The 15491-nt window shown below is 51.6% G+C and carries 12 protein-coding genes; 3 read left to right on the top strand and 9 right to left on the bottom strand.

Translation table 11 applies throughout. The annotated features are described in order from the left end of the window. Positions 1-58 precede the first annotated feature (58 nt). Both F4Y64_10340 and F4Y64_10335 read left to right on the top strand, forming a co-directional pair. Positions 59-1675 carry a DUF1800 domain-containing protein gene (locus tag F4Y64_10340; protein ID MXX97997.1) on the top strand — a complete coding sequence of 539 codons (1617 nt, stop codon included), beginning with the start codon at positions 59-61 and terminating at the stop codon, positions 1673-1675. Next, positions 1611-3317 (top strand): DUF1501 domain-containing protein, encoded by a 1707-nt coding sequence (locus F4Y64_10335; GenBank protein ID MXX97996.1) that lies wholly within the window; start codon positions 1611-1613, stop codon positions 3315-3317. The genes F4Y64_10340 and F4Y64_10335 overlap by 65 nt, the downstream gene beginning before the upstream one ends. On the opposite strand, the gene F4Y64_10330 is transcribed toward F4Y64_10335, so the two are convergent. The 8 genes from F4Y64_10330 to F4Y64_10295 all read right to left on the bottom strand — a co-directional run bounded on the left by F4Y64_10330 (position 3281) and on the right by F4Y64_10295 (position 13797). Continuing rightward, entirely contained in the window at positions 3281-3871 is a 591-nt protein-coding gene (locus tag F4Y64_10330; GenBank protein MXX97995.1) for a nicotinamide mononucleotide transporter, read from the bottom strand. The two genes, F4Y64_10335 and F4Y64_10330, sit on opposite strands and share 37 nt — an antisense overlap. After that, complete coding sequence (locus tag F4Y64_10325; GenBank protein MXX97994.1) at positions 3868-5061, bottom strand: hypothetical protein; 1194 nt, start codon at positions 5059-5061, stop codon at positions 3868-3870. The genes F4Y64_10330 and F4Y64_10325 overlap by 4 nt, the downstream gene beginning before the upstream one ends. Then, positions 5058-7055 (bottom strand): ABC-F family ATP-binding cassette domain-containing protein, encoded by a 1998-nt coding sequence (locus tag F4Y64_10320; protein ID MXX97993.1) that lies wholly within the window; start codon positions 7053-7055, stop codon positions 5058-5060. The genes F4Y64_10325 and F4Y64_10320 overlap by 4 nt, the downstream gene beginning before the upstream one ends. 9 nt (positions 7056-7064) lie before the next feature. After that, positions 7065-8462 (bottom strand): undecaprenyl-phosphate glucose phosphotransferase, encoded by a 1398-nt coding sequence (locus tag F4Y64_10315; GenBank protein MXX97992.1) that lies wholly within the window; start codon positions 8460-8462, stop codon positions 7065-7067. 49 nt (positions 8463-8511) lie between these two features. Next, positions 8512-9759: a Zn-dependent hydrolase gene (locus tag F4Y64_10310; GenBank protein MXX97991.1), complete on the bottom strand. Its 1248-nt coding sequence runs from the start codon at positions 9757-9759 to the stop codon at positions 8512-8514. 78 nt (positions 9760-9837) lie between these two features. Further along, a complete protein-coding gene (nadC, locus tag F4Y64_10305) occupies positions 9838-10734 on the bottom strand; it encodes a carboxylating nicotinate-nucleotide diphosphorylase (GenBank protein MXX97990.1) in 897 nt (298 codons plus the stop codon). A gap of 6 nt (positions 10735-10740) precedes the next feature. Then, entirely contained in the window at positions 10741-11733 is a 993-nt protein-coding gene (locus F4Y64_10300; protein ID MXX97989.1) for an acetyl-CoA carboxylase carboxyltransferase subunit alpha, read from the bottom strand. 57 nt (positions 11734-11790) lie between these two features. Next, complete coding sequence (locus F4Y64_10295) at positions 11791-13797, bottom strand: glycosyltransferase (protein MXX97988.1); 2007 nt, start codon at positions 13795-13797, stop codon at positions 11791-11793. A gap of 445 nt (positions 13798-14242) precedes the next feature. On the opposite strand from F4Y64_10295, the gene F4Y64_10290 reads away from it, so the two are divergent. After that, complete coding sequence (locus tag F4Y64_10290) at positions 14243-14776, top strand: shikimate kinase (protein ID MXX97987.1); 534 nt, start codon at positions 14243-14245, stop codon at positions 14774-14776. Here the strand turns inward: F4Y64_10290 and F4Y64_10285 are convergent. After that, positions 14755-15342, bottom strand: coding sequence for a ribonuclease HII (locus F4Y64_10285; GenBank protein ID MXX97986.1), 588 nt, complete (start codon positions 15340-15342; stop codon positions 14755-14757). The genes F4Y64_10290 and F4Y64_10285 overlap by 22 nt on opposite strands. Positions 15343-15491: the final 149 nt, after the last annotated feature.

Here is a 15491-nt window from a genome sequence, read left to right as displayed (position 1 = left end):
GTAACATATTGGGGAAACTATTTCGTAATTTATCTACTCGTCTCACAGAGGTTGTCCGGTGGATTCGATTTTTGAAACCCCTCAGCGTTTTCGTCACCTTTTCAAGGAACGTGGTGCAAAATCTTCAGAGAAGATGGCATTGCCGCCACCGGTGCAAACGACTGCAGGTCTGGAGCCTTACGATCAGCCTCTATCCTTCCGCGAATCCGCACACCTGTTTCGAAGAGCCACATTTGGAGGCAGTGTCGAGCAGGTCAGCGAAGCAACCGGTCAGCTGGCTTCCCAGGTTACGAAACAGATCATTCAGGAAGGCCTAGAGCGTTCTGCCCCCGACCCTCCTTCGTGGCATGAGGATTGGCCGCCCTGGACCGGAACGGAGGCTGATCGGCAGGTTTACTTTGACAAGCAGTTTGAATGGGCTTCAGAGCTGGTGGCGGTCTGGATGACTAGGATGGTTATGGGAGGTCTCCGGGATCGAATGATGCTTTTTTGGCATGATCATTTTGCAACAGAGCGCGATACGTACTTCTTTTCCATTCTGGCCTACAAGTACTTGAGCACGCTTCATCAACACGCTCTGGGCAATTTCAAAGATTTTACCATTGCGGTCGGCGTTGACCCCTCGATGTTGGACTATCTTGATGGCAGACTCAGTACGAGGCAAAGTCCAAACGAAAATTATGCGAGAGAATTACTTGAGCTCTTCACCATGGGGGAGTTTGATCAGCATGGCAATCCCAATTATACCCAGACAGATATTGTCGAATTGTCACGTGCACTCACCGGATATCAGGTTGACTTCAGAAATTTCTCCGTTCATCTGACGCAGAGTCTGAGGGACAACAAAGAAAAAACCATCTTTGGCAGAGCGGAAAAATTTGATTTCGGGGGTGCGCATAAGGTGCTATTTGAAGAGCGTCCAACCCAGATCGCGCATTTCATGGCGAGCAAGCTCTATACAGAATTCGTGTACGTTACGCCCCATGAGGCGGTTGTAGAAGAGCTTGCCCAGTGTTTTATTGATCACGACTTCGAAATTGTACCGGTTTTAGAAGCTCTGTTTTCGAGTCAGCATTTTTACTCCGAAGAAGTGATTGGGGCGCAGGTTAAAAGCCCGGCTGCCCTGTTTGCCGGATTATTCAGAGCGTTTGGGCAAGGGGTTCCGGGACGTTCCGGTTGGAATAGGATCCGATGGTGGATGGAACAGCAGTCACAGCGTTTGCTGGACCCTCCCAACGTCGCCGGATGGCCAGGGTATCGGACTTGGATTTCAACCTCTTCCCTGCCGCAGCGCTGGTCAAATCTAACCATGGCACTGTGGCCAGGTCAATTTGGATCTTTCAAGGTGAATGCGGTCACGGTTACCCGTAAGCTGGTGGATAGCGATGATCCGATGGCTGTATTCAAAGTACCCGTAGCGCTGGCTGAATTCTTTCTGGCAGTACCGCTTGAGAGCATTGTCATTGATGCACCCCCGGAGTTTGCTGGCGACCTGATGGTCCATCCAATTCCGGACGAAGTGCAAAACGGCCCCGATTATGTTTTGGACCTGACCCGCATTTTTCTTCGCGGCTTCCCCTGGTACAGTTGGGATCTCAATCGGCAGGGGATTGCATACCAGACCATGGAGTATGTCAGGTGGTTGGTCGGATTACCGGAGTATCAACTCATGTAATGTGATGAAATACAATGTGAGTGAACGGTTTGGGAGTTGTCTGGAGCATGGTTGCGCGCATACCGATGAGCATAGCCAGTGGTCTCGGAGAGATTTTCTCAGCAGTCTGGGACGCGCCGCAGGTTCTGCGGTCGTCCTCGGCTCCACCGCGGTTCACGCGCTGGCACATTCGTCTGTTCTGAATACGCTTAGCCAGAGTGATTCGGAAAGAATTCTAGTTCTGCTGCAGCTTGATGGGGGCAATGATGGACTGAACACAATCATCCCCGTGGAGGACGATCAATATTTTAAGGCACGGCCAACGTTGGCGATTCCAAAGCACGTTGCATTACCACTGACCTCCGAATTGGGATTTCACCCCGCGATGGCTACGCTGCGCGAGCTTTATGAAGAGGGACAGATGTCAATCATCCATGGGGTAGGGTATGAGAATTCAAGTTTATCTCATTTTCAGGGTACAGATAACTGGATGTCGGGAGTGGGGGAAAGAGCAGAGGATACCTCCGGGTGGATTGGGCGAAAACTGGAGTTCCAATTTCCTGACTTCGAGACAAAGCTGCGCGAGTATCCTCTGGCTGTACAGGTCGGTGGCATTACCTCCCGCTTGTTTGATGGTCAGGCGCAAGCGATGGGCATGGCTATGGCCAATGTAGAAGTATTTCGGAGGCTCATTCGTACGGGGGGACTGTTTGACGAACAAAAAGCTCCCGACAATGCGTACGGCAATGAGATTAAATTCATGCGTCGCATTGCTAATGATGCGTTTATCTATGGCAAGGCCGTTCAGGAAGCTGCTTCCAGGGGTGAGAATACCGTTTCGTATCCACGGCTTGAGCCATATTATTTTTCCGATAGACTTTCCACGGTTGCCCGGCTCATCAAAGGAGATCTTGGTGCCCAGATATACCATGTCAGTCTGGGTGGGTTTGACACGCATGGATCGCAGGGTAGCGTCTATGGTCGGCATGCCACACTGCTGCGGGCGATGTCCGAAACGGTCAATACATTTCTGAGAGATTTGGGCGAACTCAGCCAGAATGTCTTGATTATGACATTCTCCGAATTTGGTCGCAGGGTGCACGAAAATGGCTCTGATGGAACGGACCATGGCACTGCTGCACCACTATTTCTGTTTGGTCCGGGGGCAAAAGGGGGTTTATTTGGACAATCCCCTTCGCTGAAGGATCTGGACGAACATGGCAATCTTAAGCATGGGATTGATTTCCGCGCAGTTTATGCTAGCGTATTGCAGCACTGGTTTGGATTTGCAGAATCCGTCAACTCACAAATCCTGGGACAATCATTTGATCTGCTTGATATCATTGCAAGCCCGGCTGATCCGGTGTATACTAGCACTGAGCGCCTAGATGAAATTCCCAGCACGCTGGTGCTGCACCAGAATTATCCAAATCCATTTAATCCGGCAACAGTCATTGAGTATCAGCTCAATGAAAGCAGTTCGGTTACCCTTCATGTATTTGACGTAGCTGGTCGATTGGTACGCACGCTGGTGGATCAACATCTACCTGCCGGGAAACACACGATCAGGTTTCATGCAAATGGTCTCCCAGGCGGGACTTATCTCTACCAGCTACGCGCGGGGCATCAGGTCGCCTCGCGAAGGATGGTGTTGTTGCGGTAAGAATCACGCCAGGCGATAAATCCTGCGGTTGCCAAACCCAGGTACAATAGGTATAAGAGAAGCGTGAGATAGAGCCCGGTTGCGAGGTACAACCCAACATAAATCGTGTCGGTGACGATCCAGATCACCCAGCTTTCAAGAATTTTCCGGGCCGCCATCCAACTGGCGATCACACTCAGCGTAGTGGTGAGGCCTTCAAGGATCGGATAGTCGGATGCGGTGATGTAGTTGAGGGCCAGGGCAAGTCCCGTAGTCCCCACTAGCGTGAGCAGAAGCAGGGTTAATCCCGTTATTTGGCGAAGTCGGGTCACGAACAGGATTCCGCCCCCTGGGCCACCGGTTAACCAGGATTTCCATCCATAGACCGATATTCCAATGAAGAGCCCTTGCAGGAGCATTGTGGTATAGAGCCGTGCTTCAAAGAACACAATTCCAAAAAGGATGCTGCTGATGATGGCAGTCGGCCATGTCCAGATATTCTGCCGAACGTTCAGCCATACGCACAGGATACCTGTCAGGACAGCAACGCTCTCAAGTAGCATATCTGGGTTCATGGGATTCTGATGACATAGGCTCTACCCGCGCCGGAGCTCCCTGCGGCACCGACGAGTGCGGTATTTTCATAAAGGTCAATAGAGTTGCCAAATGTGGCTTCTCCAATATCAATAATTCCCTGGTAGGTCCATTGCCCATCGTGGCGGGCGTAGATGTACACCACACGATCAACATTGAAATTCAGCCGCAACTGTTCATCGTAGCCGACCACCAGCGCACGATCCTCATAAAGTGCTACCTCGGTGCCGAAAGCTCCTTTTCGGTAGGGGGTCGGAGGTTCCAAAGTGGCCGTCTTCAGCCAGGCCCCTGTCGAATCCCGTGTAAAGAGTGTCGCTTGCCCAGACTCGCGAGAACCAGCCCTAGCTTGCCCGACGAGTAGTTCATTCCCATAGAGGTCCAACGAAATATAAAAGTCCTCAATCCCCTCCAGCCGGGCGGACTCAGACCAGGATCCATTCTGATCGAGCTCAAAGATATATACGGATCCGGCCCGCCGACTGAAATAGGCACTGCTTGCTACGGCCAGAATATTATCATGAAGTGCTGCATTCCCTCCAAAAACGCCTCGTCGGATATTTCCGGAGCCGGTTAATTGATGTTCCAGTCCCCAGCGTTCGTTTTCTTTCTCGTAGACGTAGGCAGCGCCATCCTTTTGGCTGCCGGGTGTCGGGTCTCCGGCAGTGGTAAGGAGTGCACGGTTGTTGTGGATGGCGACGGCCGCACCGACAGCCCCCCGGCTCTCTCCACCAGTCAGGCGTGCAGTTTGGTTCCATTCACCTGCGTCATTTTCCTCATACACGTAGACTGCATTCGAGCGCTCGGTTGCAAAGTATTCTTGGCTGGCAGCGACGAGAGCTACGCGACCGTCAATCGCCACTTTTCGTCCAAAAGTAAGTCCCGCCACACAGTCCCTGGGCAGAAGCCGTGCAGTTTTCTCCCAATACCCGGTAGAATCGGTCAGTTCGAAGATATAAGCGGCTCCACCTCCATCACCGCAGGATTTTTCACCGCTGGCCCCAACAATTGCCCGCTTCCCATCCAGTGCGACGGCAGTTCCAAAGTAATTTCCACTGGTTGTGTCGGCGTGCGGCAGCTTCGTGATCTGCCCCTGTACACAGAATGTGAGGCTAAACCCCCAGAAAAGTACTGCGCCGAATCTTAGGCAGGTGCGCATACGAGAATCTTTCATTGCAATGACTCCATGAGTGTCTCCCAATTTGCATACAGCTCATCCAACTCTTTCTTAATGGTTGCATAGGCACTGGTTGCTTCCTGGGAACGTACTGGATCTGAATAGGTGTCCGGGTCGGCCAAAGCCTTTTCAGCAACGAGTTTCCGTGCTTCTGCCTCCGCGATGGCTGCTTCCGCTTGGTCGCAGAGCTGTTTTCGCTGGTGAGGGGTGAGTTTATCCGGTTTTGAATGGCCATTTATTTTCGCTTCACGATAGGCCCGGTTACGTGCCTCCGCTTCGCGTCGCTTTTCATCTTTCGTTTTGGGGCCACCAGATCGGGAGCGTGTTTTGGCAGTTGACTTGGATGGAGTCTGCCGAACGCGGCTGACCTGTTTGAGAGAGCCATGATCCAAAGCCCATTGGTATTCAGAGTAGGTTCCCTCATAGGTACGTACTTTCTGGTTCCCAACATGCCAGATGACATTGGCTACATGGTCGAGGAAATGACGGTCATGACTCACCACCACAAATGTGCCATCGTACTGACGGAGTGCTTCAATGAGCACTTTGATGGACTGAATATCCAGGTGGTTGGTTGGTTCGTCCAAGATCAGAAAATTAGCTGGGTTTACGAGGGTTCGGGCGAGTGCCAAACGACTCTTCTCACCTCCTGAGAGTGCACTGACCGGTTTAAATACATCGTCTCCGGTGAACAGGAATGCCCCCAGCAGCGTGCGGAGGTAGACCTCTTCACGTCCGACGGCTTCCCGGTTCAAGGATTCCAGTACGGTATCGGTTTCAGTCAATGCATCTGCCTGGTGTTGAGCGAAAAGCCGTACATTTACATTATGCCCCTCCTTGCGCTCGCCCTCAATCGCTTCGCTTCCAAAGAGGATCCGTGCCAGAGTGGATTTGCCGGCGCCGTTTTTACCGATGAGAGCAATTTTTTGCCCGCGGCTGATTTGCAAGGGACCGGCTTGGTTGAACACGCGCACTGCAGGTGTATCCGCACTAGTGTATACCTTTGAGAACGTGGTGAGTGACAAGACCGTCCGTCCAGACGGGTTGGGCGAAGGGAATCGGATTCGGATTTGTGCATCCGGGGATTCCGGCGGTGGAAGATGCTCAAGTTTATCCAGGTGTTTAATTCGACTTTGGACTTGTCGCGCCTTTGAGGCCTTGTATCGAAAGCGTTCAATGAACCGCTGAGCTTGTTGGATTTCGCGCTGTTGATTTTCGTAGGCAGCCTGTTCAAGTACACGTCGTTTTTCCCGCTCCACTAGGAAGTAGTCATAGTTCCCCGCGTATTCCGTAACCCGTCCACGGTATAGATGAGCGACCGTGTCAATCATGCGATTCAGAAAGTAGCGGTCATGGGACACTAGAATAACCGTGCCGGCATAGTTTTTCAGGTATTTCTCCAACCAGTCAATGCTGAGAATATCGAGATGATTGGTGGGTTCATCAAGGAGTAGTACATCTGGATTTTGCAGCAAAATGCGTGCAAGTGCTACCCGCATCCGATACCCTCCGGAGAGCGTATCGATGGGGTGATCAAGGTCGTCGGAGACAAATCCCAGGCCTTCAAGGACTGCTTCTGCACGTGCTTGTGCGGAATGTGCTCCCTGAACGGCGAGACGTTCATGGATGAGGTCCAACTCCAACAAAATTTTTTCCTGATCGGCTCCAGGGGTTTCAAGGGCACGGGTCAATTCTTCTTCCCGTTCTTGGAGTGCCTCGATGGCTTCAAATGCGGTCAGGGTTTCCTCTATGACGGATCGGCCGGAGCTCATCTCCTGCACATCCTGTGCCAGATAACCGACGGAGCTGGAGTGGGCAATTTCGCCGCCATCGGTTTCCAAATACCCTCCAATCACCCGTAACAGGGTTGTCTTTCCGGCACCGTTGGGGCCAATCAATCCAATACGCTTCCCATCGCCAACGGTCCAGGTGAGTCCCTCAAGAATCGGGTTTCCCCCGAGCGTAATTGCAATGTTCTGTAACTGAATCAAGGCCCTAAATCAATATGCGTTGCGATTGATAAATCCTTTCCAGACTGTTAGGATCATAATCTTCACATCCAGACGCAGAGACCAGTTTTGAATATAGTAGATATCGTGCTGGATCCGTTTTTCCAGGGAGGTATTTCCGCGCCATCCATTGACCTGTGCCCAACCGGTAATGCCTGCTTTCATTTTATGACGGAGCATATAGCGGGGGATACGGTCCTTGAAATCTTTAATGAATACCGGTCTTTCGGGCCGTGGGCCAACCACAGACATATCCCCTTTGAGTACATTGATGAACTGGGGCAGTTCGTCCAGAGATGTACGCCGGAGGATTCTTCCGACCGGGGTTGCCCGGTTTTCACCTTTTTTTGCCCAGACAGCTCCCGATTCCTGCTCCGCGGTGATCGGCATGGAACGAAATTTCAGCATGTGGAAGCATTTACCATTGAGCCCCATACGTTCCTGCCGGTAAAGAACCGGTCCCTTGGAGGATAGAAGGACCAACAGAGCAATAATGAGCAGCAGAGGTGACAAGAGAATCAGAACCATGAGGGAGAACACAACATCCAGGCTTCGTTTGACAAATCGGCGAAAATCCATGGGTGCCTCGTCGATGATGTGCAGGACAGGGAGCCCATCTACATCCGTAATTCGGCTGTTGATGATATCATGCTGCAGGAGGTCGGGCACGAGGCAGACATGTACCAGACGTGAGGAAAGCGAGCTGATGAGCTGCTCAATCTTTCCTACAGCATGGAGGGGCAGAGCAATGTACACGTAATGGATCGGATTGGATGCTGAGTCTAGAAGCGGTAGTATCTCATCGACTTTGCCCAGGACATCCGGCTCATCGGTCTTATGGTCGTCCAGAAATCCAACCACCTGAAAACCCATCCACGGATACAGCTCAAAGGATTTTGCCAAACGCCGACCTGCATGACCAGCCCCAACAATGAGGACGCGGCGCAGATTACGTCCACGTTTGCGGGCATTGCGTACGTAAAAGTAGATACAGAGCCGCAAACCCAGCATGGAGAGTGGTGTGAGTGCGGCAAAGAGTATGATGGTCAGTCGTGAAACATTAAAATCGCGATAGAATGACAAAAATGCCATGGAAATGATCAGAGCTAGTCCGACGGATTTTGCAACACTTCGGATGAGACTGGTCCACCGCTGTGCCCGGTCAGGCACATAAAGCCCTGATGCCCAGAACGTGAGAGCGGCAGAGATCAGTATCCACGGGAAAAAGGTCAGATATCTGCTCAGCGGCTCCCATTCAGGGAGGGGGATTGGCCAGGTATCAAATACTTCAAAACGGAGATAGTATGCAGCAATCCAGGCACTCCCCACGAGGATCATATCCGCAAGGAATAGCAATTGCTGATAAAATCTACTCTGTTCCTGCAGCATGACGGAGTTTAGATCAGATGAGTTTGGTGCCGGGTCACAGAGCGAGACATTACTTCAAAGACGCAGCAAGTTGTTTTGCGGCATTCAGGAGCACATTCGCTCCCCTCACACAGTCATTCCAGTGGGTATACTCCCGCGAAGAATGACTGAATCCTCCCACGGAGGGGACAAAAATTAAGCCAGAAGGGCAAAGCAGTGCCATAGACTGTGCATCATGCCCTGCCAGCGAGGGGAGGCGCCGACTGGTCAACCCAAGAGCAAGTGCTCCTGACTCAAGTGCTTCGATGATAGAAGAATCCATCTTACGTTCAATTACGGACTCGAGGTATTGAAAGTTAACATTCAGACCAAATTCTTTTGCAGAACGCTCTGCCATCTCGTACAGTGCTTGCTGTAACTGTGCGGCACGACCAGAATCTTCAGTACGCAGCTCCATGAATGCGGTTACCTGACCGGCCACGATATTGAAGGCACCCGGTGAAAAGTCCATCCGCCCTACGGTGGCGACACAATCGGGGAATTGTTCGGTGATCGTCTCCTGGACCATCAGGCAAAATTTACTGGCTCCCAGTGCTGCATCATGCCGCTCGTTCATCGGGGTGGTTCCGGCGTGGTTGGCCTGCCCGCTGAAGGTAACGAGGTACATGTGAATACCGACCATACCGGTTACGATTCCAATATCTGTTTGGCTTTTCTCAAGCCGGGTACCTTGTTCAATATGAAGTTCGAGATAGGCATGTAGATCCTTTGAATTCCGTGTAGCGGACAAGATCCCTTCGCTTGTGAGCCCCGCTCCTTCGAGTGCTCTCTGGAAAGCTTCAGGATCTCCTCTCGGATGGTCAAGATCTTTTTGAGTGAGCTGTCCAGATGCAGCACGGCTCCCAAGAAGCGACACCCATGTTCCTTCTTCATCGGTAAAATCAATGACCTCGAGCGGTATATCCGGGTAGTGTTCACGTAGAACCTGGATCACTTCAAAGGCCGCTGCGATGCCCAGCGTCCCATCAAAGCGCCCGCCATTCGCCACGGAGTCGAGATGAGATCCCAGGAGCAGTACCGGTTTCGTTTTGCCCGAAGGGGAATGACAGGCAGAAAGGTTTCCTGCATCATCTTCTCGGATCGTGAGATCTCGTTGTCGGATCATACCCCGGAATGTCTCCCGCGCAGCCAAGTGCGCTTCACTGAGAGCGGGTCGGTTGAGTCCACCGTCTGACGTAGCTCCATCCAAGGTTAAGCGCTCGTAATCCTCCCGGAATCTGGCCTCGTTTACCCGTAAGGTACTCTCAGAAAACGTCATATTTTATGCGACAGTATCCCCCAAGTACAGCGATGTAGCAGATTCGGTTCAAACGTGATCGGATGTACGCTCAATTCTTCAGAGTGGGTCCACGGACAACGAGATATCAGTCGCATGCGAGGAGTGCGTGAGGGCACCACAGGAGAGATAGTTGACTCCTGTTGCAGCGATGAATGGTGCTGATTCCAGCGTGATCCCACCGGTTGCCTCGGTCGTGATGCGGCCGGCAATGCAATCTATGGCCTGTTTCAGGCGCGAGCAATCATAGGAGCCGTCAGGGCGGGTGGTTGTCATATTATCAAGAAGGAGTACGTCAATCATTGACGCAACTGATAATGCCTCGGTTACTTCTGCCATGGTTCGGGCTTCCACATCAATTAGATAGCCGGGTAATTGATTCGCGGCGCGTTGGACGGATTCAGCAAGTCCTCCCACCACTTCAATGTGATTGTCTTTAATCAGTATCCGGTCAAACAGCCCAATTCGATGGTTCGTGCCACCTCCCAGCAGGACAGACCATTTATCCAGGAGACGCAATCCAGGGGCGGTTTTTCGCGTGTCCCGAACACGTACTGGATAGTCTTTTACACTGGCAACCATTTTGGCGGTTGCAGTCGCGATTCCGCTCATTCGCTGCAGCAGGTTCAATGCCAGACGCTCTGCGGTCAGGATAGAGCGCATGGCCCCAGCCACCACACCAATGATTGAATCAGCTGGTACGTGATCACCGTCGTTTACAGTCCAGTTGCATTGTATCGCTGGATCGACCAAGTGAAATACACGCCGGGCGGCGGCAAGGCCGGCGATCACGCCACTTTCTCGCGTCAGCAGAGTTGCCCGGCCTTGTTGATGCTCCGGCACGAGTATTTGTGAGGTAATATCTCCTGCGCCAATATCCTCTTGTAGAGCACCTTGAAGGATCTGCTCTAACTGCTTGGATGGCAGATAGTGGGGCAGTTGCTCATGATCAGACATGGGGGTTTATGCGGCTGCGCTGAACTCACCAATGCGGTCGAGACGCTTCACGCGTTGACTGAGAAGGGCATCTTTACGCAATTGGGCCAGATCTTGCAGCGTATCACAAATCGCTTGGCCGACTAGGTCAAAGGTTGCACTTGGATCGTGGTGGGCCCCTCCCAAGGGTTCTTCGATAATCTGATCAACAATGCCGATCTCGGTGAGATCAGATGCAGAGAGTTTCAGGGCCCGTGCGGCCTCCTCTTTATAGTCCCAGGATCTCCACAGTATTGAGGAGCAGCTTTCTGGAGAGATAACAGAATACCAAGCATTTTCCAGCATCAGCATCTGATCACCAACTCCAATCCCAAGCGCCCCTCCAGATGCTCCTTCTCCAATCACAACCACGATGATCGGAACTGGAAGCCGTGCCATGATAAACAGGTTTCGGGCGATTGCCTCCGCCTGCCCTCGCTCTTCTGCTTCCATACCGGGATAGGCACCGGGTGTATCAAGAAGGCAGATAATTGGTTTGCCAAACTTTGCAGCCAGTTCCATGTGCCGTCGGGCCTTACGGTATCCCTCAGGATTGGGCATACCAAAGCGACGATGCCGGCGTGCCTTTGTATCTCGCCCCTTTTGGTGTCCCAGGATCAGTACCGTACGATCTTTATATCCGTAATGGTCCCCACGCAGAGTGGCAAATCCACTGACGATGGCAGGATCATCTCCATAACATCGATCCCCATGCAGCTCGACGAACCCTTCTGTAAGGGCACCGATATAGTCGTTCGTGTAGGGTCTAAGTGGATGCCGGGCGATCTGTACCCGCTGCCAGCGGGTCAGGCTGCCGTAGATGGATTTACGGAGACCTTCAATCCGTGCGGAGAGCGCGTCGATTTCAGAAGAAAGATCAATCTCGCCTGCGTCAATTTCGCGCAATTCGTCAAGCTTATCTTCCAATTCGATAATCGGTTTTTCAAAATCCAGCAGAAATTTATCCGACTTCTTGGTCATACGTGCCTTATCCTTGTAAGGGGGGAGCGAGTCAACAAGTGCATCGAGAGACGGTTCCTACACCAGTCCACGCAGCGCACGTACGGCGATCAGCCAATCCATCACGGCTGACTGGTTTCGTACGTAGTACCAGTACGCCTGCTCAATTTCTTCAGGCGGGCGTTTGAGGCGGGGTCCCAGCATTTCGCTGGCTGCAAAGACGCCCGTTTGCAGTTTCCATTCAGGCGCCGGGACAAACTCATCCCTTTCGTCAAAGCCGATCAGGGATCGTTTGCCAAGTAGAACGGTAGTCCACTGACGGATGCGCTCATATCTGCGTGCCCATCTAGAGTGTGGCCCCGCAATTTTGGAGATCAGCAGAACACCTGGATGAATGAGAGCTCCCACAAGGGCTGCAACAATATCGGACACGCGCCGGGCGGTATGCGACCGCAATGTGCCAATGACGTCTTCCGCTTCCAGCAGCATTCGGCTGCCCAGGTTTTCAATGGATGCTTTTCCGATCAAGTGATCTTTTTCTTCTGCCAGGATGTACGTATGCACCGGGGTTCCTGCAAGTTTTTGCATGAGTGCAAAAATCTCCTTGTTGGTCAGGCTGGAGGACACAAAAATCACGGATTCGATGTCATGGACGCGCGCAATATCGCGCAATTGGTCATAGGTCCCCAGATGAGGAAGGTTCGATGGGGCATCGTGATTGTAAGTGTGCGTTGCGATTCCTACGACCACATGTTGCGACAGCTGCTGCGGGGCAAGCACATTTGTATCATGGAGGTCACCGACCACGAGAGTTCTTCTTCCCAGACGTTTGCTGGCTTTAGGGATCAGGCGCACGGCAGAAAGAAGCAGTAAGCATGCAGGCAGGCTTGCAATCACGACCATACGTGAAAATGCGATTTGCTTGACAAAGAATGACAGTGCTGAGAGCGCTGTCACGGCAACTAGGGATCCCAGAAATACCAGTCCTAGGCGGGGTCCGCTGCCCCGGTACCCGTTCCAAGCTGCAATCACCACGGTAACAATGATTGCAAAGAGTGGAGCCAGGCCCCAGTAGAAGACAGGAGGGAACTGTAATCCAGTCTGAAATGACCGGAAAAGTCCCAGTGCAGTCATCACCCCGAAGCAAGTCACCAAGTCACGCGCGGCTGGATGTTGCAGCGCGTTGCCCAGTATAGTCATGGACCCGCGTACAATTACTGCCAGGTGTAAAATCCACAGAAAGACTTTTGGATACTCTTCGCTCAGGTGTTTCTGTGCGAATCGGACCATTGCTCCATAGAAGAGCCGTACGTACCTGAGATCCCCTTTCTTGGTACTCTCTCCTTTGTAGTGTATGATTTGAGTATCTGGAGTATAGTAGATCAACCAGCCGGCTTTTTGGATTCGATAACACAAATCAAGATCCTCGCCATACATAAAAAAGTCTTCATCAAAGAGGCCGGCTTTACCGCGGCCTGCGTCAGTGTCTTTAGAGGCGATCAGTGCAGCACTTCGCAAAAACATGCAAGAGCCACTCAGAGCATCAACGGTCGCAACCTGATTCTCGGGCAGAAATGTAAGGTTGTAGTGGCCGAAGATTCGGCTACGCGGAAATAGTCGACTCAGCCCCGTCATCCGGTAAAATGCAACTGCGGGGGTTGGGAATGATCTGCGACTTTCCAGCGCGAAAGTTCCGTCAGGATTCAGGATTCGGCATCCTACGGCTCCAGAGTCAGGATGGGTATCCATGAAGTCTATTAATACCTTGATCGTTTCCTCTTCGACAATAGTGTCTGGATTCAGGATAAAGAAATATTTTCCAGTTGCCAGACGCATGGCCTGGTTGTTGGCAGCAGAGAATCCAATGTTTGCACGATTGGCGATCACGGTGATATTCGGAAATTCCTTGGCCAACATCCCCACGGACCCGTCCACCGAGTTGTTATCCACTACAATCACCTCGGATGGAATACCTGCCAAGGACCGTTCAATGCTTCGAAGGGATTGGCGTAGTAAGTCCCTTACGTTGTAATTAACGATGACTACGGATACCTTGAGAAGCTGGGGGGATTTGTCGGCAGACACTGACGGGGCCTTCAAATAATGATCAATTATCGTCCCGAAACTAGTTTGGGGCAGATTGGGTTCAGGTATAGTGATGGCAAATTACTGCATCCACTGGAGAAAAATGTGGTTGTTGGTTCCGAAACAGTGGTTGCACGTAAACATCCATATGCCCGGAGATCTTCATGATCTGCGATGTGCTTCGTAAAGTTTGTACACACCTACACACGGATGCAGTCGTTTAGAGGAAGGTATAGTCGTCGGATCATAATTGTCAAAATTTGTAATAAATAGGTGGCAGGTCATGGCCTACTAATATCCCCCATACCAACAGCGAAATACTACTCTGTACCTTGAAGGGACGAAGTGAAATTTCTCATTGCCAAATTTATTGGAGCTTATCCTGATGTATTTTGCGTCAAAAGTTGCTCATGCTTACGTTCTGGTTTTTATTGTGTAGTTGATCATGTCCAGAGTTTTGCTTACAGGTTTTATGGGGTGCGGCAAGAGTACAATCGGAGCAAGGTTGGCTACCCGGCTCTCGGTTGATTTCATTGACCTGGATGATCGCATTGTCAATCTAGCTGGGATGACCGTAGAGCAGATTTTTTCACAACAGGGGGAAGATGCCTTTCGGGAACTGGAATCTAGGGCTTTGAGGTCGCTGCCGAACAACGTTGTCTGTGCGTTGGGAGGCGGTACACTGGTGAGACCTGCGAATTTGGCTTGGGCGCTGAGAGAATCCTGGATGGTTTATCTACGGGTAGGGTTGACGGAACTGGTACGCAGGCTCCAGGAGGACAAGACGGTGCGGCCATTGTTACAGGACCGTGATGGTAGCATGCTTTCCCCGATTCAGATGGAGATACGTGTCCGTGATTTGCTCGGACAACGTGAGCCGATATATAATCAGGCACACCAAACCTTCGACCTTGATGGGTTGACACCAGAGGTTGCGGCAGCAAAATGCTGGGAGGCTTATCGGAGTCGAAATGTTTGACGGTGATGCATACTGGATCCGGTTTCGCGAAGTGCTGTGTAATGCCCGTTGGTTGGATATCCAACGTTACGGTCCCATCCGTATTCAGGACATTCAAAGTGAAGCTCTTGCATCAAGTGATCCCGGGTCACCTTTGCAGCGATGGATGCTGCAGCGATAGAATGACTCCGTCTGTCCCCTTTCACAAGTACCAGTTGTGTACAGGACGCATTGGGTAGATATTGTTTGCCATCGATTAGGAGGGCCTGCGGCGTGCAGTTCAAGGCATCCAATGCACGTTGCATGGCAAGTAGAGATGCTTGAACAATGTTAAGCGCATCAATTTCGCTCGGACTCGCGTATCCGATTCCGAGATCAACGGCCTTCTCCCGAATTTTTTTCAGGATATCCTCACGCGCGTGTTTGCGCAACAGTTTACTGTCACGAACGCCATCAATGATTAGATTGGGGGGAAATATTACGGCTGCAGCTACAACCGGACCGGCTAATGCACCACGACCAACTTCATCGATTCCAGCAACATGCATCAGCCTCTGATTCCATAAAATCGTTTCAAATTTTAGCATGACGCGTTGATGGGAACAGGAGGGTACGGCATTCAGTAGGACTCGCAGGTAGTAATCCTCTCTTACGCGCACAGTCGTTCCTCGGTGCGCATCTTTCACACCTAAAACGCATTTCTGTGTGGCAGTGATGCCAAAACGGCGAGTTGCGG

Source organism: Rhodothermaceae bacterium, from assembly GCA_009838195.1.
GTDB lineage: Bacteria > Bacteroidota > Rhodothermia > Rhodothermales > Bin80 > Bin80.
Note: the sequence above shows the minus strand (reverse complement) of the source record. Positions and strands in the feature narration are given on the sequence as shown.